The following is a 25,934-nucleotide window of genomic DNA, read 5'->3' as shown; positions in this document are numbered from 1 at the left end:
CCCGTCAGTAGAAAAAAGAAGCGTCATTCTGGACCCTCGTTTTGGGAAAATCCTTGCGCTGGCGCAGTTTAGCCCCAGCTTTCAAGCCGCAGAAAGCGGCCATCGGCCGGGATATCGGCCACGTCATGCGTCACCAGAATCACCGGGATGTGGCGCTGCTTCACTTCGGCAAATACCCATGCGCGGAAGCTGTCGCGCAGCGCGGCATCGAGGCCGCTAAACGGTTCGTCCAGCAACAGCGCGTCAGGCTGCGCCAGCAGGGAACGCAGCAGCGCCACCCGCGCGCGTTGCCCGCCGGAAAGCGTAGCCGGGTCGCGGGTATAAAACCCGCCTAAGCCCGCGCTGTCGAGCGCGGCTTCAGCCTGAGGACGTCGCTGCGTGCGCGGTACCGAGGCGGGCAGCGCTAACTGCAGATTTTGCCCCACGCTGAAATGGTCAAATAAAAGCGCATCCTGAAACAGAATGCCGATGCGCCGCGCTTCGGTAGGCAAGGTGTCACATCGCCGATCGTTCAGCGACAGTTGGCCGCGAGCCTGAAATGCGCCGTCCAGCGCGCCCGCCATCCATGAGAGTAACGTTGATTTCCCGCTTCCGGACGCGCCCATCAGCGTCAGGATTTCGCCATTTTGCACCTGAAAATCCACGTCATTGAGCAGCGTTTTGCCGCAGTGTGTCACCGTCAGACCATCCACTTTCAGCATTAACGGAGTCCTTGTCGATAATGGCCCAGCCACCGTAACAGCAGGGCGATGAGCAGGAAAAAACAGCCAGGCAGCAGCAGTTGCCACAGGGCCTGAGTGGCGAGCATTGGCGTACTGCCGCCGCTGCTGAGCGCTACGGCGTCGGTGGTCAGGGTGGTAATGCGCCCGGCCCCGAGCCACAGCGTTGGCAAATATTGCGCGATGCTGACGGAAAAACCGACCGCCAGCGCGGCGAGGATCGGACGCAGCAGTAAAGGGCCTTTTACCCGCCAGAAGCAGCGCCAGCGACGCCAGCCGAGCGTGCGGGCGATCGTCAGCAGCCGCGGGTCGAGCCGTCGCCAGGCGGGCTGCAGAATAAACAGCATCCATGGCATCACCCACAGCAAATGCCCCCACAGCACCGTCAGCCATTGGCCGTCCTGCCAGCTGAGTAGCGCCAGCTGATATTGCCCGGCGGCGAGGGGCAGCGCGGGCAGCACCAGCGGCAGCCAAATCCAGGCCCAGATCAATGAATAGCAGCGCTGTGGGCCATACTCCAGCCACAGCAAACAGAGCGCCAGGCTGAGCAGCGATGCGCCCAGCGCCAGCCACAGACTATTGTTGATACTGTCGATATTCGCCAGTTCGCTGTCGGAAAATAGCCACAGCGTTACCGCGCACAGCACGCCGCTGAGCGGCAATAGCCAGGCCAGCACTTTACCCAGTAATGCCAACGGCTGCGGATGGCGAACGCCCTGAAAGTCAGGTACCCGGGCGCGGAAGGCGCGCCACAGCAGATGGGCGACGAGCACCAGCGCCGCCAGCATCAGGATCAGAAGCAGGCATGCCAGCGAACCTTGCGCCTGTTGCAAAGCATCCCCCTGAGACAGCCACTGCCAGGCCAGCACCGCCAGCGTCGGCGGGTTGCCGGGGCCGAGGATCAGCGCCACGTCGACGGCAGAGAGTGTCCAGGCGGCGGTCGCCAGCAGTACAATACGCAGCTGTGGCAGCAAACGCGGTAGCACAATCCACGCCACGCATTGCCAGCGGCCGTAACCCTGGCTGCGCAGCGTCAGGCATTGTTCGGCTAATCCTTTATCACCCGCCAGGGCATAAATCGCCCACAGCAAAAACACGCTCTCTTTCACCGCCAGCGTCAGACCCAGCCCGATACCGTAGCGGTCAATCGGCGGGGTAAACTGCGGGAGCAGGTGGAACAACCAGCCGCCTTCGGCAAACAGCAGTAACGCCGCGCTGGCGAACGCCACATGAGGCAGCGCGAGCAGCAGCGGCAGGCGGGCCGCCAGACGTTGCCATTGCTGAGAGGGCCATAACGCCGCCACCACCGATAACGCGAGGGCGAAGGCGCCGACGACGGCGATAAGCGTGGAGACCATCGTCGCCAACGCTGCCTGAGGAAGCTGCGGGTCGCCCAACAGCGCCTGCCAGTTGGCGAGCGTCAGCGCGGGCATCAGTAGCAGCACGACAGCGGGCAGCAGGGGCAAATAAATCAGCCCCATCGCGGCCCACAGCAGCACCGTCAGTGCGTGCCGTAGCGGCGTAACCATTCCTGCTCCAGCGCATTAACCCAGGCGGCGTGCGGTTCAGCCAGCACCGGAGGCGTTTTTTCCGACTGTGCGGCTGGCCACGGCGTCGGGAGTTTGCTCATGTCCAGCACCGTCGGATCTCCCCAGACCGCCGGGGCGGCTTTGCGCTGCTGTGCTGCGGGCGACAGCAGAAAGTTCGCCACCACCTGCGCGCCAGCCACGGCGCGGGCATTAGCCGGGATCGTCACAAAATGCACGTTGCCGAGCATGCCCTGGCTAAACCCAAAGCTGAAGCTGTCATTCGGCAATTCACCGCTGGCTACTTTTTGGCTGGCGTGCATCGGGTTGAAAGTCAGCGACAGGCGCAGCGTGCCGTTGGTCAGCATCGCGTCCATTCGGGCCGGAGAGGCGGGGAAATCGCTGCCGTTACGCCACAAATGCGGGTGCAGTTTGTCGAGATATGCCCACAGCGGCGCGGTGACGGCGGCGAAAGTAGCGTCATTTGGCGGTTGCCTGAGTGCATCAGGCTGGGTCGTCAGGTTCAACAGCAGCTGTTCCAGAAATGCGGTAGCGGTGAAATCCGGTGGGCGCGGATAGGTCACGGTGCCAGGGTGCGTAGTGGCAAAATCCAGCAATGCCTGCGGTGATTCCGGCGGCTGCGGCGTCTGGCTGCGACGGGCTATAAACGTTAATTGGGCGCTGCCCCAGGGGGATTCCGCTCCGTCTGTCGGGATGGAGAAATCCTCCAGCACCGGCTTTTGCATGTCGACATACTGCCAGTTTGGCAGGGTCTGCGCCCAACCGGTTTGCAGCAAATTCGCCTCTTTCAGGGTGCGGAAGTTTTCGCCGTTGACCCACAGTAAATCCACCGAGCCACCGTGCGCACGCCCGGCGCGGGCTTCGGTCTGAATGCGTTTCACCGCATCTGCCGCATCAGCCAGATGCACCATTTTAAGCGTAACGCCGTAGTCGCGCAGCACCTCTCCGCTGACCCAGTCGAGATAGCGGTTCACCGCCCGATCGCCGCCCCAGGCGTTGAACCACACGGTTTGCCCGCGAGCCTCCTGTTCGGTTTGCTGCCAGCTTTGGGCGGCTAACGCCCACGGGCTGACCGCGAGCAAGGTTATCCATAACAAACGGCGGGAGAGAAGACGCATTATCGGGACCTCTTTTGGCGTTCAGCGTAGAATTTTTTAGCCGTCATCAACAGGATAGCCAGGGCGAACAGGGTCAGCAGCCCGGTGACCAGCCAGTACGTGCCGCCCGTCAGCCAGCTGCCGACGCAGGAGTAGACAACAGTGGCAGGCAATTGGCCGAGCCCGGTTGCCAGCATAAACGAACGAAAGCGCAGCGACGTCAGCCCGGCGGCATAGCTAATCGGGTCGAAGGGCACGAACGGCAGCAGGCGGCAAATGAGGATCGTGTGTTTGCCGTAGCGATTAAAAAAGGTGTCCATACTATCGAGCACCGTTTTGCCGGTCAGCTTTTCCACCGCGCCGCGCCCGAGGATTCTGGCGATATAAAAGCACAATGCCGCGCCCGCCATCGCGCTGGTCCACGACAGCACGCCGCCCCAGAAAGCACCAAACAGCGAGGCGTTAGCGAAGGTGATCAGAAAGGCGGGGAGCGGGGCGACAATGGCCTGCAGGATCATCAAAAAGAAGGAAACGGCGGCAGCCTGCGGGCCCCAGGATTGAATGAAACGTTCCAGATCGGCGCTGTCGAAGTGAGCAAAAGCCGCGAAGCTGCCATCAACAAACGCCTTCACGCCTGGGAACAGCAGGTAAGCGCCCAGCATTATACAGACAGCCAGCAACAGCGCAGCGCGGGAACGCCAGACGCGCGTCACTGCGGGCCTCGTTCAGCCGTTTCGGCAGGCGTAAACAGCGCGGCGAGGCCGCTATGATGAACAACGAAAAGCACAATGCCGGAGAGAAGTAATAGCAGGAGCAGCTTACATTCTGTCCTTTTCAGGGCTTCTTTGGCATCCGTGTTCTCCGTGGGGTATGAGGGGCATTTGGGACGCGCATTTTACCCTGCGCCCGGCGGGCCACGTCTTTGATATCACGCAAGTAAAGAGGCTACAGCGCGCATTTCTCGGGACAAAAACGCCTGACGTCGGCGACAACGTCAGGCGAAGGGGCGTTATTTCTTAAATGTCGCCCACACCGGCGCGTGGTCGGACGGTTTTTCCATACTGCGAATTTCGTAGTCGATCCCGGTTTCGATGCAATGCGGCGCCAGGCCCTGGCTTGCCAGCAGCAGGTCGATACGCAGGCCGCGGTTGTCATCAAACCCTTTTGAACGGTAGTCGAACCACGAGTACTGGTCCTGCGTTTCCGGGTTCGCATGACGGAAGGTGTCCACCAGGCCCCAGCCAACCAGACGATCCATCCATTCGCGCTCTTCCGGCAGGAATGAACATTTCCCGGTGCGCAGCCAGCGTTTGCGGTTGTCTTCCCCGATACCGATGTCCAGATCCGTCGGGCTGATGTTCACGTCGCCCATGATCAGAACCGGGTTCTCAGGCTTCAGTTCGCTGGTGATGTAATTTTGCAGGTCCTGGTAAAACTTTTGTTTGGCCGGGAATTTGGTCGGATGGTCGCGGCTTTCACCCTGTGGGAAGTAACCGTTAATCACCGTGACGTTGCCGAACGGGGATGGGATTTCCGCCATGATGATGCGGCGCTGGGCCTCTTCATCGTCGCCCGGGAAACCGCGACGCACGGAGATCGGCGTCTCTTTGGTCAGCAGCGCCACGCCGTAATGGCCTTTCTGACCGTGATAAAACACGTTGTAGCCGAGCTTCGCGACATCTTCGAGCGGGAACATGTCGTCGTGAACTTTGGTTTCCTGCAGGCCGATAACGTCTGGCTGGTGCTTGTCGACGATGGCTTGTAACTGGTGTGGGCGGGCGCGCAGGCCGTTGATATTAAAAGAAAGAAATTTCATAGTCGCTGCCACTGTGCAAGGTGAATGATGCACGGATGTTAGCAGAATTTCCGCTGTGTGACTCGTCTGTTGTCCGATTGGGGTTGTGCCAACCCGATGCGCTGGCACAACCCCTCCATTATCCAATCAATGTTCTGCTGGCTGACGCATTCATTCAGGGTTGCCGCAAAGCGGTCGCAGCAGTCGGCCAGATCGAGAAAATCGGTTGAGGCGCTAAAGGGGATAGTCAGTAAATCGCAGTCTGGGGGAAGAAGGGGAGTCATCGGTTGAACTCCATACACCAAGTGAAATATTCAACGGCGTAAATCCGCCATTGTGTATCCACCAAGTTTTTCTGGAGGCTAATCCAGGCAACGGATGTTGCAGGTGCCGGGCGAGATTACTGCGAAGGGTGCAGGTGAACAAGTGTTTTCCCAGAGGTTATGTGTGCTGGCAGCGCGTCTGGTATGAGCGAATACCGGGCATTAGCGCTTTCACTTCCCCATAGTAAATGGCTATGAAATATCTTCTATAATTCGACCATTCAAACTTAAAACCTTTCACATCCTGACATGATCGATAAATGCTCTGACTTTTGGTGCAAGATGTTTCCTGCCAGAGAAATAGAGATAAAAGCCTGGAAAAGTAGGTAGCCAGTCATCTAAAAGCGATACCAGTTCTCCACGATCGATAAATGGCTGAAAAGATTCTGCCATTCCAAAGCTTACTCCGCCACCTGCGCAAACCGTACGAATCATCACCCCCATATCGTTGGTAGTGAGTTGAGGGCTTACATTCACGTCAAAATCACGTCCTTGTTCGGCAAACTCCCAACGATAAGGTGCAATACCTGGGGATTTTCGCCAGCCAATGCAGCGATGATTGATCAACTCATTGGGATGTTGCGGAGCGCCATATTGCGTAATATAGCCCGGGGAGGCTACCACGACTTGCCGTTGTAAGGTTGAAACCGGGATCGCAATCATATCCTGTGCGATAACCTCTCCGAGCCGCACGCCAGCATCGTAGCCCTGCTCCACAATATCGAACTCATCATCGGTGATAGTAATTTCCAGTTCGATATGAGGGTACGCGGAAATAAAATCTGCCAGCAATTTGCCACCAATTATCCTTTCAGCAATTGATGATACAGCCAGCCGCAGCTGACCACGCGGTTCTGCAATCTGCTCAGCGATGTCTGTCACTGCGCAATTGAGTTGTTCAATAGCGGGAGCGACCTCGTCATAAAGCTGCTTTCCTGCCTCGGTCAGATTAATACTTCGTGTTGTGCGATGCATCAGTGAAATATTCAGTTGTTCTTCCAGCCGACGTAAAGTCTGACTAATAGCCGAACGCGTCACTCCCAATCGCTCTGCCGCTATACGAAAATTACGAGTCTGTGCAACCAGTACGAATACCTCAAGCGCGTTTTTATCAACTGTCATTGGTTAGCCATCGTTACGAGTCTGTTAAGTAATCGCCGGATTATCTTTATAGTTTGCCCAGAGTAAGATCACCAGCACTACGTAAACAGGGGAAGATGTATGACTAAGAAAGTGATCTTAATTACCGGGGCATCCAGTGGTATTGGTGCAGGAATTGCGATGGAACTGGCCAAAACTGATGCAATTCTGTTATTGGGCGCTCGTCGCGAAGAGCGTTTAGCTCAGCTTGCGGAGGAGTTACGTTTTTATGGTGCAGAAGTTGACAGCCATATGCTCGACGTTACTTGCCGAAAATCAGTACAACAGTTTACTGACTATGCCCTGACTAAATGGGGACGAGTTGATGTAATAATCAATAACGCCGGTATTATGCCGCTGTCACTTATGGCCTCGCTTAAAGTTGATGAATGGGACCAAATGGTTGATGTTAATATCAGAGGTGTGCTTTATGGTATCGCATCAGTATTGCCTTCGATGCTGGAGCGTGCATCCGGGCATATCATTAATATAGCTTCAATCGGTGCGTTGACCGTGTCTCCAACCGCTGCTGTTTACTGTGCTACAAAGTTTGCAGTGAGGGCTATTTCTGATGGATTACGTCAGGAGAATAGTCAGCTAAGGGTTACGTGTGTACACCCAGGTGTAGTCGAAAGCGAGCTTGCTAACAGCATCACCGATCCAACAGCAGCTGAAGCGATGAAAAGCTACCGTTCCATTGCTTTGCAGCCAGATGCGATAGGTCGGGCAGTACGATACGTTATCGAGCAGCCAGATAATGTAGACGTAAATGAAATAGTAGTCAGGCCAACGCAGAGCATGCATTAATCTTTAAAAGGCTGATCCCTGTTGCAGCCAGGGCATCAGCCGCTACGAATGCTGTTAGTTCAACTGACAAAGGAAACTGCTCTACTTATCAGGCATGCCCTGGAGACCGTCTGTTACTCTCATCATTACGAAAGAAACCCTTTCCCGGGCCGAGATTATCCAGATGACCTGCGCCTATAAGTAAATGCCGTATGATGTAAACACCTTCCGCTTCTGGCACACAGCAGATGTCACGGACGCTGAAGCTCTCCCGGGGGTTGTCCGGCAGACCCACCGAAAAGTCAGGTTAGCGGCGGCGGATGGTGCTTACGATACGCGGCGACGCACAGGGTAAAGCAGTTGTTCGGTGGTTCGCTGACGTTGCGTGACTACGATGGTCAGGTTGCAGAGGCTTTGGCCATGGTGCGTGCACTGAACAAAATGACGAAGGCAGGCATGCCAGAAAGCGTGCGTATTATCTGACAACGGCAACCAGCTACGAAGATGCTTGCCCCAAATCTGATTTATTCAACAAAGCCGTTCACCCCTACACCGATCCGCGCACCACCAGTTTCCAGTCCAGAATTTCATTCACCGTTTCCACCTCCGGGTTATCAATTCTCTCTAGCAGGAGCTGTACGCTGCGCACGCCCAACTGGTGCATTGGCTGTTCGACTGTGGTCAGCGGCGGGCTGGTTACCGAGCCGAACGGCACGCCGTCGAATCCCATAATTGCTACATCTTGCGGTACTCGTATTCCGTTCATGTGGGCGTAATGTAATGCACCTCCGGCTAATGCGTCCGAGATGGCAAATACGGCGTCCGGCGGCTCCGGCATGGTGAACAGTTCCGCCATTGCCTGCACACCAGCCTGATATTCGAGCGTGTCCGCATAAACTACGGCCTGCCAGGCACTGCTTGTCGCCGACCGGTAGCCTGCCTCACGCTGCTGGGAATAGAGGTAACGCAGATCGCCGTTGATCAGTGCGATACGCTTGTAGCCCTTGCTGGTAAGGTGATCCACCGCAGCCGCGGCCGCTTTGAAGTTATCGATTGTCACGGAAGAGGCGTTATAGCTCGGATCACCTTCGCCGCACTGCACCCACGGGGAATCGCCGATAAGCGTCGTTAAGCCCGGTAGACAGCTGATGGCATCCATGGTGATCACGCCGTCCACGACTTTGCCACTCAGCAATTGGAGATAGGCGGATTCGCGCGTTAGTCGGGATTCAGAGTTACATAGAAGAATGTGGTAGCCGTGTTTTTCCGCTTCTTCTTCAATGCCGCGAACGACGCGAGCACAGAAGGGGTTGGTGATGTTGGAGACAAGGACCAATAACATGCGACTGCGCGCCGTGCGAAGCTGACGGGCCAGCAGGTTGGGCTGGTAGTCGCAGGACTGAATGGCAGCCAGTACCTTGTCACGGGTATCAGGCTTAACCGCAGGATTGCCGTTCAGCACTCTGGAGACGGTGGCGGTGGAGACACCTGCAGTACGCGCGACTTTCTCTATCGACATGCTGATCCTTTAAGCGCAGTGGCTATTTGTGAAGCACATTCCAGATTTGCATCAATAGTATCAAATAATTCGCAGGCATGATGGCAACCCTTCTGAAATCGATTACATTTTTAATGATCTGTTAATGTAATCGATTACAAAAATAACCTCTTACCCTTAAATCAATACTCTGTCGTGGAGGATGTATGTCTTCTCAATCAGCCGTTGGGGCTCAGGTACTTACCCATAAATGGGTGATCCCGCGCCTGTCGTTAATGATGTTTCTGGAATTTTTCGTCTGGGGTGCCTGGTACGTGACGCTGGGCGTGGTGATGGGCAAATACGGGCTGAGCGCGGTGATAGGGGATGCGTATTCCACCGGGCCAATCGCCTCGATCCTTTCGCCGTTCGTACTCGGGATGCTGGTTGACCGTTTCTTTGCCTCGCAGAAAGTGCTGGGCATATTGCATCTTGTTGGCGCGGCGCTGCTGTGGTGGTTGCCGGGTATGTTTGAAAGCGGGCAAAGTGGTCTGCTGTGGGTCATTTTCGCCTACATGCTTTGCTATATGCCGACCATCGCGCTCAGCAACAACGTCGCGTTTCACAGCCTGGCAAACAGCGAGAAGGGCTTCCCGATTGTGCGCGCCTTCGGCACCATCGGCTGGATTGTTGCCGGTCTGATTGTCGGGATGAGCGGGCTATCCGACAGCACTGGCATCTTTACCATGGCTGCCGTTGCCTCGGTGGTACTGGGCATCTACAGCTTCACGCTGCCAAACACGCCAGCGCCGGATCGCGGCAAACCTCTCTCCATGCGTGACCTGGTCTGCGCCGACGCCTTTGCGCTGCTGAAACAAAAGCACTTCATGGTGTTTATTATCTGCGCCACGCTGATTTCCATTCCGCTGGCCGCTTACTACGCCTACGCCGCGCCGTTTATCTCCGCGCTGGGCTTTGAAAACGTCAGCGGGGTAATTGCCTTTGGGCAGATGTCCGAGCTACTGTTCATGCTGCTGATCCCGTTCTTCTTCCGCCGCCTCGGCATCAAAATGATGCTGCTGATCGGCATGCTCGCGTGGTTTGCGCGTTATGCCATGTTCGCGCTGAGCATCGCGGAGGAAACCCGCTGGATGATTTACATCGGCATTATCCTGCACGGGGTGTGCTACGACTTCTTCTTCGTTATCGGCTTTATCTATACCGATAAAGTGGCGGGCGACAAGGTGAAAGGCCAGGCGCAGAGCCTGCTGGTGCTGTTCACCTACGGGCTGGGGATGCTCATCGGCTCGCAGATCAGTGGTGCGGTGTTCAACCGCTCGGTCACCGCGCAGGGGGCTGAGGCGCTGGTTCAGTGGCAGCACTTCTGGTGGATGCCTGCTATCGCTGCAGTTGTTATCGCCGCGATCTTCTTCTTCACCTTCCATTACAAAGAAGGTGCGGCTAATGGCAGATAGGGCACTCCGGGTGCTGGTAGTGGGCTGCGGCAATATGGGCGCAGCTCACGCTCTGGCCTATCAGGCGCTTCCGGAATTTACTCTCTGCGGGCTGGTCGCCCGCGGAGACTCCAAAAATCGTCTTCAGCGGCAACTGGGGGCCGAACTCCCGCTGTTCAATGATATGCAGGAGGCGATTCAACAGACACAGGCGGATGCAGTTTGTATCGCCACCTGGCCGGACACCCATGAAGTGCTGGCGCTGACGGCCCTGGCCGCTGGTTGTCATGTCTTTATCGAGAAACCCATCGCTACCACCGTTTCCGGTGCTAAACGCGTAGCAGCAACGGCCCAGCTGACGGGTAAAAAACTCGTCGTTGGCTACATTCTTCGTCATCACCCAGTCTGGCAGCAGTTTATTGAACTGGCACATACGCTCGGTAAACCTCTGGTGATGCGCATGAACCTTAACCAGCAGAGTGCCGGGACTGCCTGGCACACCCACAAAATGCTGATGCAGTCGCTGTCGCCGATCGTGGACTGCGGTGTGCACTATCTGGATGTGATGTGCCAGATGACCCGGGCCAGTCCGCTTTCAGTCAGCGCTATCGGCGTGCGGTTAAGCGATGAAATCCCGGAGAAACAGTTTAATTACGGCCAGCTCCAGGTGCGCTTTACCGACGGTTCGGTGGGCTGGTACGAGGCGGGCTGGGGGCCGATGGTAAGCCAGACGGCGTTCTTTATTAAGGACGTTATCGGGCCGCAGGGTTCCGCCTCCATCGTTGCCCGCGAGGCGGGCGGTGAAGGGCAGTCCGCAAACGTTGAAGCGCACACCCGCACGGAGTCCCTGCGTCTGCATCACTCCCGGCTAAACGCCGACGGTGAATTCGCCCAAATGGATGAATGGATAAGCGCGGCCAGCGAACCTGACCACTTTGAACTCTGCCGTCAGGAACAGCGCTATTTTGCCCGCGCAATTCTTGAGGATAACGATTTAACGCAGCACCAGCAGCAGGCCATTGAGAGCCTGGCGGTGGTGCTGGCGGCTGATCTCGCGGCACGCGAGCAGCGCATGGTGAACATTAAGGAGGTTTCGTAATGAAAACGCTAAAAGGGCCATCTATTTTTCTCTCCCAGTTTATTGGCGACAGACCGCCTTTTAACTCTCTGGATACCCTGGCAGTCTGGGCAGCCGGACTGGGCTACAAAGCGGTGCAGATCCCGACGCATCTGCCGCATATTTTTGATTTGCGCAAAGCAGCAGAAAGCAAAGACTACTGTGCGGAAATCAGCGGCACACTGGCTAACGTCGGTCTGAAAATCAGCGAGCTTTCAACGCATTTGCAGGGCCAGCTGATTGCCGTGCATCCGGCTTACGACGCTGCATTTGCTGGTTTTGCCCCGCCTGAACTGGCGCACGATGCTCAGGCCCGCCAGCAGTGGGGCATTGAAAGCCTGAAGCAGGCGGCCCGGGCTTCGCAAAACCTGGGCCTGAAGGCCCACGCCACCTTCTCCGGCGCACTGGTCTGGCCATATTTCTATCCGTGGCCGCCGCGCAATGCCGTGCTTATCGATGAGGCCTTCAAGGAGCTGGCAAAACGCTGGCGGCCCGTACTGGATGCCTTCGATGAGGCAGGCGTCGACGTTTGTTATGAGCTGCATCCCGGTGAAGATTTGCATGATGGCGTCACGTTTGAGCGTTTTCTGAAACTCGTTGATAACCATCCGCGTTGCAATATTCTCTTTGACCCAAGCCACATGCTGCTGCAGCACATGGACTACCTCGGCTTTATCGATCTTTATCACTCCCGTATTAAGGCCTTCCATGTAAAAGATGCGGAGTTTCAACGCTCTGCCCGCAGCGGCGTATATGCAGGATTCCAGCCGTGGGTTGAGCGTCCAGGACGTTTCCGTTCGCTGGGCGACGGGCAGGTCGATTTTAAAGGCATTTTCAGCAGGCTCGCGCAGTATGACTACGAGGGGTGGGCCACGCTTGAGTGGGAGTGCTGTCTGAAATCGGGCGAAGCGGGCGCGCGCGAAGGGGCGAAGTTTATCTCCGACCACATCATTCCGGTTGCTGAGTATGCTTTTGACGATTTTGCGCAGCACGACAGCGACATAGCGACAGTACAAAAAATGCTCGGACTGGAGGGGGGACGATGAAACGCATACGTTTGGGCATGGTGGGCGGCGGTGAGGGTTCGTTTATTGGCGGCGTGCATCGCATCGCGGCACGGCTGGACGATCAGTTTGAGCTGGTTGCGGGCGCGTTTTCTTCTTCGACGGAGGTGGCGAAACGCAGCGGAGAAGCACTGTTTGTCGAGCCCGGCCGCAGCTACGAAAGCTGGCAGAAGATGGCGGAACAAGAGGCCGCAAGATCGGACGGCATTGAAGCCGTAGCCATCGTCACGCCTAACTTCCTGCACGTTCCCATCGCCAAAGCATTCATTGAAAAGAACATTCATGTCATTTGCGACAAGCCGCTGGGCGTCAGTCTTGCGGAAGGGAAAGAACTGGCGTTTCTCATCAACCAGAGCGGCTCGCATTTTATTCTGACCCATAACTACAGCGCGCTTCCGATGGTGCGTGAGGCGAGGGCGCGCATCGCCAACAGCGAAATTGGCGACATCCGCAACGTGGAAGTGGAATACCTGCAGGGTTGGCTGAACGACCGGCTGGAATTGACGGATAACAAGCAAGCCAGCTGGCGCGGCAAAGCGCAGTTTGCGGGGGCTGGGGCAATTGGCGACATTGGCACTCACGCCTGGCAGCTGGCGGCGTTTGTCACCGGGATGGAGCCAGCATCCATTCGAGGAGAGCTGCTGACCCGCATTGAAGGACGCGAACTGGACGATGAAGTTTACGCCGAAATGCGTTATGCCAACGGCGCGCGGGGACGCCTGTGGGCAAGCCAGGTTGCGCCGGGCTTTGAAAACGATCTGCGTCTACGAATTGTTGGTAGTCGGGGCAGCATCTGCTTCCGCCAGCAGCAGCCGGAGATTCTGGAGATCCATCCGCTGCATGGGAATAGTTACGTCGTCACGCGTAACGGCGTGAATAATCATGATTCCATCCGCCATCAATGCCGTACACCAGCGGGCCACCCGGAGGGCTATCTGGAAGGTTTCGCGCAAATCTACCGTGAGGCGGCAACGAAAATTCGCGGTGGCACAACGCCGCTGCTGCCGGGGATTATGGAAGGGCTGTCCGGCATGCGCTTTATCGAAACCCTGCGCGCCAGCAGCGACAAGGGCGGGGTATGGATGGACTGGTAGCAGAATTTACGTTACTAGCCGGACGGTGATTGACCCGTAGCCTTCGCGGTCGCCTTTGAGCGGGTGGAGCTCACTGGCCATGTCGATGGCCTGTAGTCGATCATTTATCCTGTCGGCATCCTTTGGACTTGATTTAACTTATGTCGAACACAAAACCAGTTCACATGCAGAAATGTTGATAATGCATTGTTCTTACTGAATTTTTCACGCTAAAAATCGTTTCGCATTGGATTTACTTCATGAACCAACATCAAATAACCGCTTTTGAGGTCGTTTTGCTATTATGCGACCGTTTGGTTCATGATCCTGTCGCATTTTCTTTAGCAAAAAGTGAGGGCGATTTTTCATAGTTAACCTCGCCGTCAGGTTTACGTCGCCAAAACGCCATCATCACCGGCTTCGCGGTAATGCTCCGACAGAAGTTGTGCAGATCTCTGAGACGTTGAGTCGGCCATTGCTGTAACGGCACTGATGACATAACCCCGACCATCGCGGTGTACTAATTAACGGGGAGCAGGTCAAACCTGTTGTAAATCCTACCGACACCCCTTTTTTGATGCATAATGTTTTCACTCTGTTACTGACTAAAGGTCATAGAAGTTAACAACCCCTTGTTAGTCAGACCATGGACTATCACTTAAGTGAATATGGAATAAATAAGGTTACGAATGACGGCCCCAAACTCCGCAAGCTATCCCATTCCTGCTGATTGGCAAAATTTCGAGAGACTCTGCATCACTTTGATGAGTGAAATCTATGGTTGCAAGTTTCAGGCCTATGGCCGTAGCGGGCAGCGGCAGAACGGCGTAGATGCGCTTGGCATTCTTCCAAATGGAGATGTAATCGCAGTTCAGTGCAAAGGTAGGGATCAAGGTTATGGTAGTAGACTTAAACCAAAGGATATTCATACCGCAGTTAGAGAAACTAAGAATTTCAAGAATAGAATCGCTCACTTCTACATTCTGTCGACTTGCCCAAATGATGTCGATCTTGAAGATGAAGCCGTGCAGATTACTCAGTCGCATTTGCTTCAAGGACGCTTTCCGGTAACGTTTTGGGGGTGGCAGACACTTGAAAATCAAATTAGGAGGTATGAATCTGTACAGCGGGAACATTTTGGGTATTGGTTCAAGCGTCCATCCTCTCTACAGTGGGTTATGCGAATTGCTATTGGATGTCTGTTGATCATTAGCAGTATTTATGTAGTTCATCAGTATCTGACTTATCACAATGCACAGGTTGATCTCAGAGAGAACACGGATAAAGACATCTCTCAGTTTTTAACTCTGACCAATAAACTGGATCAGGCATACAGCACATGTCTGAAGACCCTTGATGAAAAAACATTTTTATCATCATGGGAACTGGATTCATTCTGTGCAAAACCTGTGTCAACATCGCTGGGGAAAATTGAATCTCAAATGAAAGAAACTGGGTTAAATATAGACGCGCGTGCTTTTGATAATCTGTCCGCTATTTTGAAAATATTTCGTGAAGATTATAGGCAAGTACTAATTGCTTCTGACAGAACCCGTTCATTTGAAAAAAATGTGCTACATAATATGAAAGCTCTTTGTCCTCCATTAAAGGGTAAGGGGATAATAGATCGTATGTTTATAGAACTAAGAGAACCTGCAGAAGTTGCACAAATAAGCCAGCTTGAGTTTTACTTTGTTCTCAGAGATTTCATAATGCCAAGTTTAGATGCGGTAAGGGCACAGGTTATTGTCTCTACCAGGCAGATAAATAACCATGAGATACCACAAACCCTTATGGAAGAAGCAAAAGAACTGAACCAACTTATCAGCGAGCGGAATAATTATAATATCGAACCACCACAGGTCCCATTTACTCTGGCAGTAGTTAAGTCAATGAGCTCGCGTGCAATAACAATGACTGGAGAGATGCCAGATCAAGTAGAGGAGGCTCGTTGGGCCGATTTGATGTTGGGTAGTATGACTTTTGCAATGGAGGGCAATCCAAAAGAGGTTGACGAATTGGTTCAGTGCGGTTTATATAAACCAGAAACACCTAATATTATAAAAAATAGGAATCAAGAGAAAATTCTAAAGTTACAAATTCAATAATTGGGATTAGAAATAAAAATATATTTTATTTTAAGGGATAAACATTGCTAATAAAGACCCCACAAGGAGTTAACATGTCTGGATCAAATCATATATAAATTTGGAGTAAGTGATTGATGAAGTTGCCGAAAAGGCGATTGAAGAATTTAAATTATCTTATTACAAAACTGCTCGTTCAAATCTTCATGACCCATTAATTAGATGGTGTGATTTTATTAATTCTGCTCGTCGCTGTGCATTGAACCATACACCCTCGCCCATGCTGGCAAGGCTGTAAAAAGCATCTTCGGCGGCCATGTCAGCGCTCCGTATTGGGGCGGGATATGCATTGAATGTTTGCGATTAGTGACCTGCTCACCAGTGATTACTACAAAATGCTGTAACAACTTCATCTCTTGGCACAGAGTGGACTAACTCACGGAGCAGAAGGTCCGCTCTGAGCGAGGAGCGGAAATTGGCGAAGAAGAGAATGGGAGCATGGTATCACCCAGCAGTCTCGTTTAAGACTTCATAGAAAAGCCACTTACGTGGCTTTGAGTTGAGTTCCTGGTTCTGGCACCTTTATCCCGGAGGGCGCAAGCCTATCATTCGCTACCAGAATGAGCCGATTAAGATACTTGTCTATACAGTCGGGATGGTGCCGCCATCTATCACATATTCAGTGCCGGTGATGGCGGCAGCATAAGATGACGCTAGGAAGACAATGAGATTAGCCACTTCAATGGGTTTTGAAGGGCGACCCAGCGGAATACCCCCGAGTGCCTTCATGATGATCTGCTTACCGCCTTCGTAATCCGTTCCAGCCTGCTGAGCCAGTCGTTCCGCCATTGCCACCGCAGCTTCGGTTTCGATCCAGCCGGGCGCGACGCGAATCACCCGAACTCCCTTCGGCGATACCTCTTTCGACAAGCTTTTGCTGTACGCTGACAGCGCCGCTTTCGCTGCTGCATAGCCGGTGGTGGATTCCGGCAACGGCAGTTCACGCTGGATAGAAGTGACGTGAATGATCACCCCACCTCCCTGCATCAGCATCCCTGGCAACAGCGCGCGATCTAAACGTACCGCGGGCAACAGATTAAGATTGAGTTCCTGTTGCCACTCCTCTTCGCCTAACGCCACAAATCCACCTCCGGGTGAGGTAGAACCGCCCGCCACATGGATGATGATGTCGATTCCTCCCAGGTGTGCCTGAACGGCCTCCGCTACTGAGGCACACCCTTTGACCGTGGTCAGGTCCGACGCCACGAAGGCGTCTGCAATACATTCCGTGGGCACGTGGCGCGCGGTTGTTAACACCCTGGCACCCTGCTGTTTTAACAGCCCGACCACCGCTTTACCGACGCCTTTGGTACCCGCAGTAACCAGCACGCGTTTACCCTGGAAATCAAGATCCAATGACATTAGAGAATCTCCAGGGTGTTGATCTTGTCGCCGATCAGGCCGAAAGAATGATTAAGCTTTACCGGGCTACCGGGAAAGTTACCGACGACGTTCGAAGTGACCGTCACCCGGTCACCTTCGTTAAGAACCTTAATGGGTTCAACGCTGTAGTCAAACGTGTCCTGCGCGGCACGTTGCCATGCCGCGATCGCCATGTGGCCCTGATGGGTTTTATTTTCGTCGGTTACGACAGCATCGACGGTAAAACAATCCTTAACTCTGGCGATATCTGCACCATTGCTGATAGAGAAATAGGTAGAAATAGCGTGCGGTAATGTGATTGACATGGCTCAGTACTCCCGTTATTTACAGTACTGTTATATTCAACATAGACTGTGAAATTGACAAGTACGCACGAAAAAGTGAGTGACTGAATTATGAGTAAGTTATATAACCCGGAATCTGCCGCCAGAGGTGTGGAACATGTCCTGCGACTGCTGGAAGGTCGCTGGAAATTGATCATACTTTTTCATCTTTTTGACGGGAAGATACAGCGCTATTCAGATTTTGAAAAACTGATCCCCGGCATTTCGCAGAAAATGCTGGCGCAGCAACTGAGACAGCTGGAAGCCGACGGGATCGTGTCGCGGACGGTCTATCCCCAGGTGCCGCCGAAAGTGGAATATCGACTCACTGAATGGGGGCAAGCGCTGTGCCCTGCTCTCGATGCAATGCTGAAATGGGCGGAAAAACGCGATGTTTAACCAGCCAAAAGCTTAGTCGATTGAGAATTTATCGACGTCCGCTCCTGGCACAAACCGGTCACTAAACAAAGATGATTAACCCGCCCGCCGATCCTAAATTTTCAAGACAATGACGTCAGGCCAGTTTCATCCAGAGCAACGGTTCCAAAGAATACCCCACGCATTGAGCCCGAATTAATCGGCCCCGGTCTTGTTTCTAGCTCAGCGGCTTAAGCCTTGCCAACACCGTCGGGAAGTACTCTGCCACGGTAGGGTGCACCGGCAGCGCCTGGAGCATCTGGCGGTAGCTGGCCCCGCTGGCCATATAGTTGGAAATCACTGAGATGAGTTCATCCCCGCCGATACCGAGGATCGCCGCGCCGAGGAAGCGCTCGCTCTGCGCATCGACAATCAGGCGCATCATGCCGTAGGTTTCGCTCTCTTCTTTGGCCCGGCTGACGTCGGCCATGTTGAAATCGGCCACCAGGATTTGCGCGCCTTGTTTCACTTGTTCCCGAGCCTGCGCCAGCGTCATGCCCACCCGGCCCAGCGGCGGGTCGGTAAACATGGCGTAACTCAGTACGCGCCGGTCGGCATCGTGCCATTGGCCGTCCGGCTGTTGACCGTCAATTTCCGCCAGCACAATCTGGAAATCGTGATAGCTGGTGTGGGTGAACGCGCCGCGCCCGTTGATATCGCCCAGTGCTTTAATGCCTGCGACATTGGTATTGAAATGCGCATCGGTGCGAATAAAGCCGCGCGCGTCGGTTTCAATGCCGACGGCCTCGAGATTCAGTCGTTCTGAATTAGGCTGGCGGCCCGTGGCGATTAACAAATGGCTGGCGCTTATTTCCTGGCCGTCTGCGAGCTGAACGCTCAGCCCGTCTGCGGTGGGTGCCAGGCTTTTTATGCTGCTGTTGAGATAAAACGTTATCCCTTCATCGCGCAGGAAATCGGTAATGTGCTCGCTGACGTCGGCGTCTTCACGCTCGGCAATGCGATTCGCACGGTGAATGATCGACACCTCCGCGCCAAGCCGGCGAAAGATTTGCCCCAGCTCCAGCCCGATATAGCTGGCCCCGAGAATAACCAGATGCTTCGGGCATTCAGTCAGTGTCAGCAGGCTTGCGTTATCGAGATACGGCACGTTTTCCAGACCGGGCAGCGACGGGATAAACGCCCGGGTGCCGGTATTGAGATACACCTGCGCGGCAGACAGCGTTTCGCCGTTAACCTCAAGCAGAAAACGCTCGCCGTCGCGCCCGACAAAACGCGCCCAGCCGTGGATTGTTTCCACGTTGTCGGTGCCTTCCAGCCACTGGACCAGCCCGCTGCGCGAGGTCTCAACCCGGGCGCGCATCCGCGCCATCGCAGCAGAAAAATCAACGCTCACCGGCCCGGTGATCACCCCAAAATCCGCAGCCCGACGCGCCATGTGCGCCACCCGCGCGGATTTACGCAGGGTCTTGGTCGGCGTGCAGCCGAAGTTGACGCAGGTGCCGCCAAACATATTGCCTTCAATCATGGCGACGTGCTGACCGCGTACTGCCAGTTCAACCGCCAAAGACGGGGCCGCCTGGCCCGCGCCAATCAGTACCGCATCAAAAAGCCGCATAGGTTTCCCCGCCGGGTGCCAGTGAAATAAACCTCTTGAGCGTAGTGCAGCGGGAGAAGGGCGACAAACAGGGTTCGCCAGGAGCAAACGGAATGGCGGCCTGGCGTTTTAATGACCGATTTATCCGCCAGCGATGCGCCGTTTTGGCGCACGACGCCCCGTTTTGGGGCGGAAATTTACGACAAATGTCGCAGCCCTCACAAATCGCGAATTAAGATTTACTAATGCATAATGTTGCTCTTATTAGGGCTTCTAATGGCGATGAAATCGGTTTCTATTCACTTTGTATGCATTAATGGTGAATAGCGATTGGTTGTAAGTTATTGATATTCAGTTACCCGCTTCCGTTTATGCACTTTTGTCGCTGGATGGCACGATGCGTGCAATATACATTTACAGTACAAGTGCTCATATTAATTAACATCACAATAACGTTGTGTTTACCGGAAGAAGAGGTTGCTATGTCTCAGTCAGTTACGCGTGCAAATTTTGACGATTGGATGATGCCGGTTTACGCCCCGGCGCCTTTTATTCCGGTACGTGGAGATGGGTCTCGCCTGTGGGATCAGCAGGGCAAAGAGTACATTGATTTTGCGGGTGGGATCGCGGTGAACGCCCTGGGCCATGCGCATCCGGCGATGGTTCGCGCCCTGACCGAACAAGCCGGAAAGTTCTGGCATACCGGTAACGGCTACAGCAACGAGCCAGTGTTGAAGCTCGCAAAACAGCTGATTGACGCCACTTTTGCCGACAAAGTGTTTTTCTGTAACTCCGGGGCGGAAGCCAACGAAGCGGCGCTGAAGCTGGCGCGTAAATATGCCCACGACAAATTTGGCCCGCAGAAAAGCGGCATTGTGGCCTTCAAAAACGCCTTCCACGGGCGCACGCTATTTACCGTCAGCGCGGGCGGCCAGCCTTCTTATTCCCAGGATTTCGCGCCGCTGCCGCCGCAAATTCAGCACGGCATTTATAACGATATCGACTCGGCAAGAGCGCTCATCAACGATGATACCTGCGCAGTGATCGTTGAGCCTATTCAGGGGGAAGGCGGCGTGGTGCCTGCCACGCCAGCGTTCCTGAAAGAATTGCGCGAATTGTGCGACCGCCACAACGCGCTGCTGATTTTTGACGAAGTGCAGACCGGCGTGGGCCGTACCGGCGAGCTGTACGCCTATATGCATTACGGCGTGACGCCGGATGTGCTGTCAACGGCGAAAGCGCTCGGCGGCGGCTTCCCGATTGGGGCGCTGCTGGCACGCGATGAATTTGCCCGCGTGATGACGGTCGGCACCCACGGCACCACCTACGGCGGCAACCCGCTGGCCTGCGCGGTGGCCGGGGAAGTGCTTTCTATTATTAATACGCATGACGTGCTGAACGGCGTGAAACAGCGCAACCAGTGGTTTACCGAACGCCTGACCGCCATCAATGCGAAATTCGATTTATTCGACGACATTCGCGGAATGGGGCTGCTGATCGGCTGCGTACTCAAATCCGGGTACGCCGGGAAAGCGAAGCAGATAAGCCAGCTCGCCGCGGAAAACGGCCTGATGGTGCTGATCGCCGGGGCCAACGTGGTGCGCTTTGCGCCTGCGTTGATTATCAGCGAAGAAGAGGTGAAAACGGGCCTCGATCGTTTCGCTGAAACCTGCGAACGCTTTGTCTCTGAGGTGTCATCATGATGGTTATCCGCCCGGTCGGACGCGAGGATTTGTCCGGCCTGCTGGCGCTTGCAGGGAAAACCGGCGGCGGCCTGACGTCGCTACCTGCCGATGAAAAAACGCTGTCGGCGCGGATTGAACGCGCCATCAATACCTGGAATGGCAGCCTCGAGAAAGGCGAGCAGGGCTACGTGTTTGTGCTGGAAGATACCGCCAGCGGCACCGTGGCAGGGATCTGTGCGATTGAAGTCGCGGTCGGCCTGCATGATTCCTGGTACAACTATCGCGTCGGCACCCAGGTGCATGCGTCGAAAGAGCTGAACGTTTACAACGCGTTGCCGACCTTGTTTCTGAGTAACGATCACACCGGCAGCAGCGAACTCTGCACGCTGTTCCTTGACCCGGAATGGCGCAAAGAGGGCAACGGCTACCTGCTGTCGAAATCCCGATTCCTGTTTATGGCCGCCTTCCGTGACCGCTTTAATGACAAAGTGGTGGCGGAGATGCGCGGCGTGATCGACGAGCACGGCTACTCCCCGTTCTGGGAAAGCCTCGGCCAGCGCTTCTTCTCAATGCCGTTTGCCCGTGCAGACTACCTGTGCGGCACCGGGCAAAAAGCCTTTATCGCCGAGCTGATGCCCAAGCATCCGATTTATACCGATTTCCTCTCCGAAGAGGCGCGCAGTGTGATTGGTCAGGTGCATCCGCAAACCGCACCCGCGCGAGCGGTGCTGGAAAAAGAAGGGTTCCGCTACCGTAACTACGTCGATATTTTCGACGGCGGCCCGACGCTGGAGTGTGATATCGACCGGGTGCGGGCGATCCGCAAAAGCCGTTTGGTGGAAGTGGGTGAAGGCCAGCCGGGGCCGGGCGAGTTGCCGACTTGTCTGGTGGCCAATGAGCAGTATCAGCAGTTCCGCGCGATGCTGGTGCAGGCTGACCCGCACACCGACAAATTGTTACTGAGCGCAAAACAGCTCGATGCCCTGAAATGCCATGCGGGCGACCGCGTGCGGTTGGTTCGTCTTTGCCCTGAGGAGAAAAAAGCATGAGTTTATGGATCAATGGCGACTGGGTCGTCGGGCGCGCAGAGGCACGCAGCAAAACCAATCCGGTCACCCACGAAGCAGTGTGGCAGGGCAATGACGCCGACGCACAACAGGTGAGCGAGGCGGTAAAAGCCGCCCGTGCTGCGTTCCCCGGCTGGGCAAAACAGCCGTTCAGTGCGCGGCAGCAGATTGCTGAGAAATTTGCCGCGCTGCTGGAAAGCAATAAAGAGGCGCTGACAGAGGTTATAGCCCGCGAAACCGGCAAACCACGCTGGGAAGCGGCGACGGAAATCGGCGCGATGATCAACAAAATTGCCATTTCGGTGAAGGGCTATCACAGCCGCACCGGCGAACAGGAAACACCGATGCCTGACGGCGCGGCCACGCTGCGCCATCGTCCACACGGCGTGCTGGCGGTATTCGGCCCGTATAACTTCCCCGGTCATTTGCCAAATGGGCATATCGTCCCTGCGCTGCTGGCGGGTAATACCGTGGTTTTCAAGCCGAGTGAATTAACGCCGATGAGTGGCGAAGCGGTGGTGAAACTGTGGCAGCAGGCGGGCTTACCGGTGGGTGTGCTGAACCTGATTCAGGGCGGTCGGGCGGTCGGTGAAGCGTTAAGCGGGCAGGCCGATCTCGACGGGTTGCTGTTTACCGGCAGCTCGAATACCGGTTTTACGCTGCATCGCCAGCTGGCGGGCCAGCCGCAAAAGATTCTGGCGCTGGAGATGGGCGGTAACAACCCGTTGATCGTCGATGAGCCGCAGGATCTGGATGCCGCCGTTCACGTCGCTGTACAGTCGGCATTTATTACCGCCGGACAGCGCTGCACCTGCGCCCGTCGTCTGCTGGTGAAACGCGGTGAAGCCGGGGACGCGTTCCTGAAACGTCTGGTGGAGGTCACTCGTCGGATCATGCCTGACAGCTGGGACGCCGAGCCGCAGCCGTTTATCGGCGGCCTGATTACTGAGCAGGCGGCACAGAATGTCCGTACCGCGTGGCAGCAACACGTCGCCAACGGCGGGGTGACGCTGCTGGAGCCGCGTTTGCTGAAACCCGGCACGTCGTTAGTGACGCCGGGCATTATTGATATGACCGAAGTGCAAAATGTGGCGGATGAAGAAGTGTTTGGCCCGCTGCTGTGCGTCTGGCGTTACGACACCTTTGACGACGCGATTGCCCTGGCGAACAACACCCGTTATGGGCTCTCCTGCGGGCTGGTATCTACCGAGCGTGAGAAATTCGATCAGCTGCTGCTGGAAGCGCGCGCCGGGATAGTCAACTGGAATAAACCGCTGACCGGCGCGGCGAGCACGGCCCCGTTCGGCGGCGTGGGTGCCTCGGGCAACCATCGTCCGGGCGCATGGTATGCAGCCGATTACTGCGCGTGGCCGATGGCAAGCCTGGAGTCGCCGGGGCTAAGTCTGCCGGGCACGCTCAATCCGGGCCTCGATTTATCCGCTGAGGTGAAATCATGAAAGCCTGGGAAGTGAACTTTGACGGGCTGCCAGGGCTGACGCACCACTACGCCGGGCTGTCGTTCGGCAATGAGGCCTCGACGAAGCACCGTTTCCGCGTGTCGAACCCGCAACTGGCGGCGAAACAGGGCCTGCTGAAGATGAAGGCGCTGGCGGATCTCGGTTTTAAGCAGGCGGTGCTGCCGCCGCAGGAGCGCCCGAACGTGCCGCTGTTGCGCCAGTTGGGCTTCACTGGCAGCGATGAGCTGGTCATCGAAAAAGCGGTGGCCCAATCGCCGCAGTTATTATCCGCCGTAAGTTCCGCTTCGTCGATGTGGGTGGCGAATGCGGCGACGGTCTGCCCGTCGGCGGACGCGCTGGATGGCAAAGTGCATCTGACGGTGGCGAATCTCAATAACAAATTCCACCGTGCCAGCGAAGCGCCGACCACCGAAGCGGTGCTGCGGGCGATTTTCAATGATGAGCAGGCGTTTGCCGTTCACAGCGCATTGCCCCAGGTGGCGATGTTTGGCGACGAAGGGGCGGCGAACCATAACCGTCTTGGCGGCGATTACCATCAGCCTGGCCTGCAAATGTTCGTGTACGGGCGAGAAGAGGGTGGCCCGCAGCAGCCGCAGCGCTATCCGGCCCGCCAGACGCTGGAGGCCAGTCAGGCCGTGGCCCGACTCAACCAGGTGAACCCGCAGCAGATTATTTTTGCCCAGCAGAACCCGGCGGTGATCGACCAGGGTGTGTTCCATAACGATGTGATTGCGGTCAGCAACCGACAGGTGCTGTTTTGCCATCAACAGGCGTTTTTGAATCAGCCACAATTACTGGCCCAACTGCGTGAGCGCGTGCCGGGCTTTACGCCGGTGGAAGTACCGACCTCTCGCGTGTCAGTTAACGATGCGGTATCAACGTATCTGTTTAACAGTCAGCTGCTCAGCAAGCCCGATGGCAGCATGATGCTGGTCCTGCCGCAGGAGTCGTGCGAGCATCAGGGCGTGTGGTCGTATCTGGATGACGTGCTGGCGCAGGATAACCCGATTAACGAACTGAAGGTGTTTGACCTGCGGGAAAGCATGGCCAACGGCGGCGGTCCGGCGTGTTTGCGCCTGCGGGTGGTGCTGAACAAGGCCGAGCTTCAGGCCGTGAACCCCTCAGTGCTGATGAACGATGCGTTGTTCGATACGCTGAATAGCTGGGTCGACAGATATTATCGCGACCGCCTGACTCAGGCGGATTTGGCTGATCCACAGCTGCTGCACGAAGGGCGTGAGGCACTGGATCGGCTGACACAAATTCTGGATCTCGGTTCGGTGTATCCGTTCCAGCAGTAAAGGAGGCAGGATGGAGGACTTTCTGGCGCTGACGCTCTCGGGTGATAACCCGGCGCATACGCGCGGCGAAACGGCGCAGTTTCACTGGCAATGGCACGAGCGCGGCATTCTGGAGCTGACGCCGTTCGCGAACTGTTCCCGGGCGCTGGTGCTGTCGGCGGGCATTCACGGCAATGAAACCGCACCGGTAGAAATGGTCGATACGCTGCTGAAAGGGCTGTTCAGAGGCGAGATCGTTCTGAGCTGGCGGGTGCTGCTGGTGTTGGGGAATCCTCCGGCGCTGGTGGACAACAAACGTTATCTGCACAGTGATATGAACCGGATGTTCGGTGGGCGCTGGCATGAGTTTGTGCCGTCGCTGGAGACTGCCCGCGCGGCGCGCCTTGAGCACGCGCTGTCACAGTTCTGGCAGCCGCTGGATTCCCTGCGCTGGCATCTCGATATGCATACCGCCATTCGCGGCTCGCATCACGTACGCTTTGGCGTGCTGCCGATGCGTAAAGAGCCGTGGGATGATACCTTCCTGCACTGGCTTGGCGCGGCAGGGCTGGAGGCATTAGTGTTCCATCAAACCCCCGGCGGGACGTTTACGCATTACAGTACAGAGCGCTTTAGCGCGTTTGCCTGCACGCTGGAGCTTGGTAAGGCGCTGCCGTTTGGCCACAACGATTTAAGCCAGTTTGCCACCACGCAGACCGCGCTGACGCAGCTGCTTGGCGGTGAGATAACGTCTGCGCCGCTGCCGCTGAAATATCGCGTTGCACAGCAAATCACCCGCCACGACGACCGCTTCCAGTTGCATATGTCCGCTGAGACGCTGAACTTCACGCTTTTCCCCGCAGGCACGCTGCTGGCGGAAGAGGGCGATACGCGCTGGCTGGTGAAACATGACACCGAGTATGTTCTGTTCCCCAATCCCAATGTTGCACCCGGGCTTCGTGCCGGATTGATGCTGGTACGCGAAGCCTGAAACCATTAACGGCGGC

The 25,934-nt window shown here is 55.7% G+C and carries 23 protein-coding genes and 2 pseudogenes; 14 read left to right on the top strand and 11 right to left on the bottom strand.

The window, feature by feature from the left end:
- Nucleotides 1-68 precede the first annotated feature (68 nt).
- The 5 genes from MUU51_RS05195 to xthA all read right to left on the bottom strand — a co-directional run bounded on the left by MUU51_RS05195 (nucleotide 69) and on the right by xthA (nucleotide 5,179).
- Nucleotides 69-701, bottom strand: coding sequence for an ATP-binding cassette domain-containing protein (locus MUU51_RS05195; protein WP_258967271.1), 633 nt, complete (start codon nucleotides 699-701; stop codon nucleotides 69-71).
- Complete coding sequence (locus MUU51_RS05190; RefSeq protein WP_258967270.1) at nucleotides 701-2,248, bottom strand: ABC transporter permease subunit; 1,548 nt, start codon at nucleotides 2,246-2,248, stop codon at nucleotides 701-703. Before MUU51_RS05190 ends, MUU51_RS05195 begins: the two co-directional genes overlap by 1 nt.
- Entirely contained in the window at nucleotides 2,221-3,384 is a 1,164-nt protein-coding gene (locus MUU51_RS05185; protein WP_258967269.1) for an ABC transporter substrate-binding protein, read from the bottom strand. Before MUU51_RS05185 ends, MUU51_RS05190 begins: the two co-directional genes overlap by 28 nt.
- Nucleotides 3,384-4,025 carry a TVP38/TMEM64 family protein gene (locus MUU51_RS05180; RefSeq protein ID WP_258967356.1) on the bottom strand — a complete coding sequence of 214 codons (642 nt, stop codon included), beginning with the start codon at nucleotides 4,023-4,025 and terminating at the stop codon, nucleotides 3,384-3,386. The genes MUU51_RS05185 and MUU51_RS05180 overlap by 1 nt, the downstream gene beginning before the upstream one ends.
- Before the next feature lie 347 nt (nucleotides 4,026-4,372).
- On the bottom strand, nucleotides 4,373-5,179 hold the full coding sequence (xthA, locus tag MUU51_RS05175) for an exodeoxyribonuclease III (protein WP_159775360.1): 807 nt from the start codon (nucleotides 5,177-5,179) through the stop codon (nucleotides 4,373-4,375).
- A 35-nt stretch (nucleotides 5,180-5,214) separates the two neighbouring features.
- Here xthA and MUU51_RS05170 point away from each other — a divergent pair, with 35 nt between their 5' ends.
- Complete coding sequence (locus tag MUU51_RS05170) at nucleotides 5,215-5,388, top strand: hypothetical protein (protein ID WP_258967364.1); 174 nt, start codon at nucleotides 5,215-5,217, stop codon at nucleotides 5,386-5,388.
- A 330-nt stretch (nucleotides 5,389-5,718) separates the two neighbouring features.
- Here the strand turns inward: MUU51_RS05170 and MUU51_RS05165 are convergent, their stop codons facing one another.
- The gene (locus tag MUU51_RS05165; RefSeq protein ID WP_258967268.1) at nucleotides 5,719-6,603 is read right to left on the bottom strand and encodes a LysR family transcriptional regulator; all 885 of its coding nucleotides are present in this window, start codon (nucleotides 6,601-6,603) and stop codon (nucleotides 5,719-5,721) included.
- 99 nt (nucleotides 6,604-6,702) lie between these two features.
- Here MUU51_RS05165 and MUU51_RS05160 point away from each other — a divergent pair, with 99 nt between their 5' ends.
- Nucleotides 6,703-7,428 (top strand): SDR family oxidoreductase, encoded by a 726-nt coding sequence (locus MUU51_RS05160; protein ID WP_258967267.1) that lies wholly within the window; start codon nucleotides 6,703-6,705, stop codon nucleotides 7,426-7,428.
- Between the two features lie 226 nt (nucleotides 7,429-7,654).
- Nucleotides 7,655-7,890 (top strand): annotated as a pseudogene (locus MUU51_RS05155) (IS5/IS1182 family transposase); the annotation flags it as partial.
- Nucleotides 7,891-7,954: 64 nt separating this feature from the next.
- Here the strand turns inward: MUU51_RS05155 and MUU51_RS05150 are convergent.
- The gene (locus tag MUU51_RS05150; RefSeq protein ID WP_159775364.1) at nucleotides 7,955-8,926 is read right to left on the bottom strand and encodes a LacI family DNA-binding transcriptional regulator; all 972 of its coding nucleotides are present in this window, start codon (nucleotides 8,924-8,926) and stop codon (nucleotides 7,955-7,957) included.
- 185 nt (nucleotides 8,927-9,111) lie between these two features.
- Here MUU51_RS05150 and MUU51_RS05145 point away from each other — a divergent pair, with 185 nt between their 5' ends.
- From MUU51_RS05145 to MUU51_RS05130, 4 genes are read left to right on the top strand one after another with little or no spacing between them, the layout of a single operon-like run.
- Nucleotides 9,112-10,359: an MFS transporter gene (locus MUU51_RS05145; RefSeq protein ID WP_258967266.1), complete on the top strand. Its 1,248-nt coding sequence runs from the start codon at nucleotides 9,112-9,114 to the stop codon at nucleotides 10,357-10,359.
- Nucleotides 10,349-11,437 carry a Gfo/Idh/MocA family protein gene (locus MUU51_RS05140; RefSeq protein ID WP_258967265.1) on the top strand — a complete coding sequence of 363 codons (1,089 nt, stop codon included), beginning with the start codon at nucleotides 10,349-10,351 and terminating at the stop codon, nucleotides 11,435-11,437. The genes MUU51_RS05145 and MUU51_RS05140 overlap by 11 nt, the downstream gene beginning before the upstream one ends.
- Nucleotides 11,437-12,501 carry a sugar phosphate isomerase/epimerase family protein gene (locus MUU51_RS05135; RefSeq protein ID WP_159775370.1) on the top strand — a complete coding sequence of 355 codons (1,065 nt, stop codon included), beginning with the start codon at nucleotides 11,437-11,439 and terminating at the stop codon, nucleotides 12,499-12,501. The genes MUU51_RS05140 and MUU51_RS05135 overlap by 1 nt, the downstream gene beginning before the upstream one ends.
- The gene (locus MUU51_RS05130; protein WP_159775372.1) at nucleotides 12,498-13,613 is read left to right on the top strand and encodes a Gfo/Idh/MocA family protein; all 1,116 of its coding nucleotides are present in this window, start codon (nucleotides 12,498-12,500) and stop codon (nucleotides 13,611-13,613) included. Before MUU51_RS05135 ends, MUU51_RS05130 begins: the two co-directional genes overlap by 4 nt.
- Nucleotides 13,614-13,631: 18 nt before the next feature.
- Here MUU51_RS05130 and MUU51_RS05125 read toward each other — a convergent pair.
- A pseudogene (locus MUU51_RS05125) lies at nucleotides 13,632-13,736 on the bottom strand (type II toxin-antitoxin system RelE/ParE family toxin); the annotation flags it as partial.
- 545 nt (nucleotides 13,737-14,281) lie between these two features.
- Between MUU51_RS05125 and MUU51_RS05120 the strand changes: the two are divergent.
- Complete coding sequence (locus MUU51_RS05120) at nucleotides 14,282-15,700, top strand: hypothetical protein (protein ID WP_258967264.1); 1,419 nt, start codon at nucleotides 14,282-14,284, stop codon at nucleotides 15,698-15,700.
- A 621-nt stretch (nucleotides 15,701-16,321) separates the two neighbouring features.
- Here the strand turns inward: MUU51_RS05120 and MUU51_RS05115 are convergent.
- Nucleotides 16,322-17,101 carry an SDR family oxidoreductase gene (locus MUU51_RS05115; protein WP_258967263.1) on the bottom strand — a complete coding sequence of 260 codons (780 nt, stop codon included), beginning with the start codon at nucleotides 17,099-17,101 and terminating at the stop codon, nucleotides 16,322-16,324.
- Complete coding sequence (locus tag MUU51_RS05110; protein ID WP_258967262.1) at nucleotides 17,101-17,427, bottom strand: nuclear transport factor 2 family protein; 327 nt, start codon at nucleotides 17,425-17,427, stop codon at nucleotides 17,101-17,103. Before MUU51_RS05110 ends, MUU51_RS05115 begins: the two co-directional genes overlap by 1 nt.
- 90 nt (nucleotides 17,428-17,517) lie before the next feature.
- Here MUU51_RS05110 and MUU51_RS05105 point away from each other — a divergent pair, with 90 nt between their 5' ends.
- Nucleotides 17,518-17,844, top strand: a complete 327-nt coding sequence (locus tag MUU51_RS05105; RefSeq protein ID WP_159873012.1) for a winged helix-turn-helix transcriptional regulator — start codon at nucleotides 17,518-17,520, stop codon at nucleotides 17,842-17,844.
- 196 nt (nucleotides 17,845-18,040) lie between these two features.
- Here MUU51_RS05105 and MUU51_RS05100 read toward each other — a convergent pair whose 3' ends face one another.
- Entirely contained in the window at nucleotides 18,041-19,438 is a 1,398-nt protein-coding gene (locus MUU51_RS05100; protein WP_258967261.1) for a mercuric reductase, read from the bottom strand.
- Between the two features lie 461 nt (nucleotides 19,439-19,899).
- Here MUU51_RS05100 and astC point away from each other — a divergent pair, with 461 nt between their 5' ends.
- Genes astC through astE form a run of 5 tightly spaced genes read left to right on the top strand, consistent with a single transcriptional unit; the run spans nucleotide 19,900 to nucleotide 25,918 of the window.
- Nucleotides 19,900-21,120 (top strand): succinylornithine/acetylornithine transaminase, encoded by a 1,221-nt coding sequence (astC, locus tag MUU51_RS05095; RefSeq protein ID WP_258967260.1) that lies wholly within the window; start codon nucleotides 19,900-19,902, stop codon nucleotides 21,118-21,120.
- A complete protein-coding gene (gene astA, locus MUU51_RS05090; RefSeq protein WP_159774468.1) occupies nucleotides 21,117-22,151 on the top strand; it encodes an arginine N-succinyltransferase in 1,035 nt (344 codons plus the stop codon). Before astC ends, astA begins: the two co-directional genes overlap by 4 nt.
- Entirely contained in the window at nucleotides 22,148-23,626 is a 1,479-nt protein-coding gene (gene astD / locus MUU51_RS05085; RefSeq protein ID WP_258967259.1) for a succinylglutamate-semialdehyde dehydrogenase, read from the top strand. The genes astA and astD overlap by 4 nt, the downstream gene beginning before the upstream one ends.
- Entirely contained in the window at nucleotides 23,623-24,948 is a 1,326-nt protein-coding gene (astB, locus tag MUU51_RS05080; protein WP_258967258.1) for an N-succinylarginine dihydrolase, read from the top strand. Before astD ends, astB begins: the two co-directional genes overlap by 4 nt.
- A gap of 10 nt (nucleotides 24,949-24,958) precedes the next feature.
- The gene (astE, locus tag MUU51_RS05075) at nucleotides 24,959-25,918 is read left to right on the top strand and encodes a succinylglutamate desuccinylase (RefSeq protein WP_258967257.1); all 960 of its coding nucleotides are present in this window, start codon (nucleotides 24,959-24,961) and stop codon (nucleotides 25,916-25,918) included.
- The last annotated feature ends 16 nt before the right edge of the window (nucleotides 25,919-25,934 follow it).

Source organism: Scandinavium manionii (genome assembly GCF_024764775.1).
GTDB classification, from domain to species: domain Bacteria; phylum Pseudomonadota; class Gammaproteobacteria; order Enterobacterales; family Enterobacteriaceae; genus Scandinavium; species Scandinavium manionii.
The sequence above is the reverse complement of the archived record's forward strand: the minus strand, read 5'-3'. Positions and strand labels throughout refer to the sequence as shown.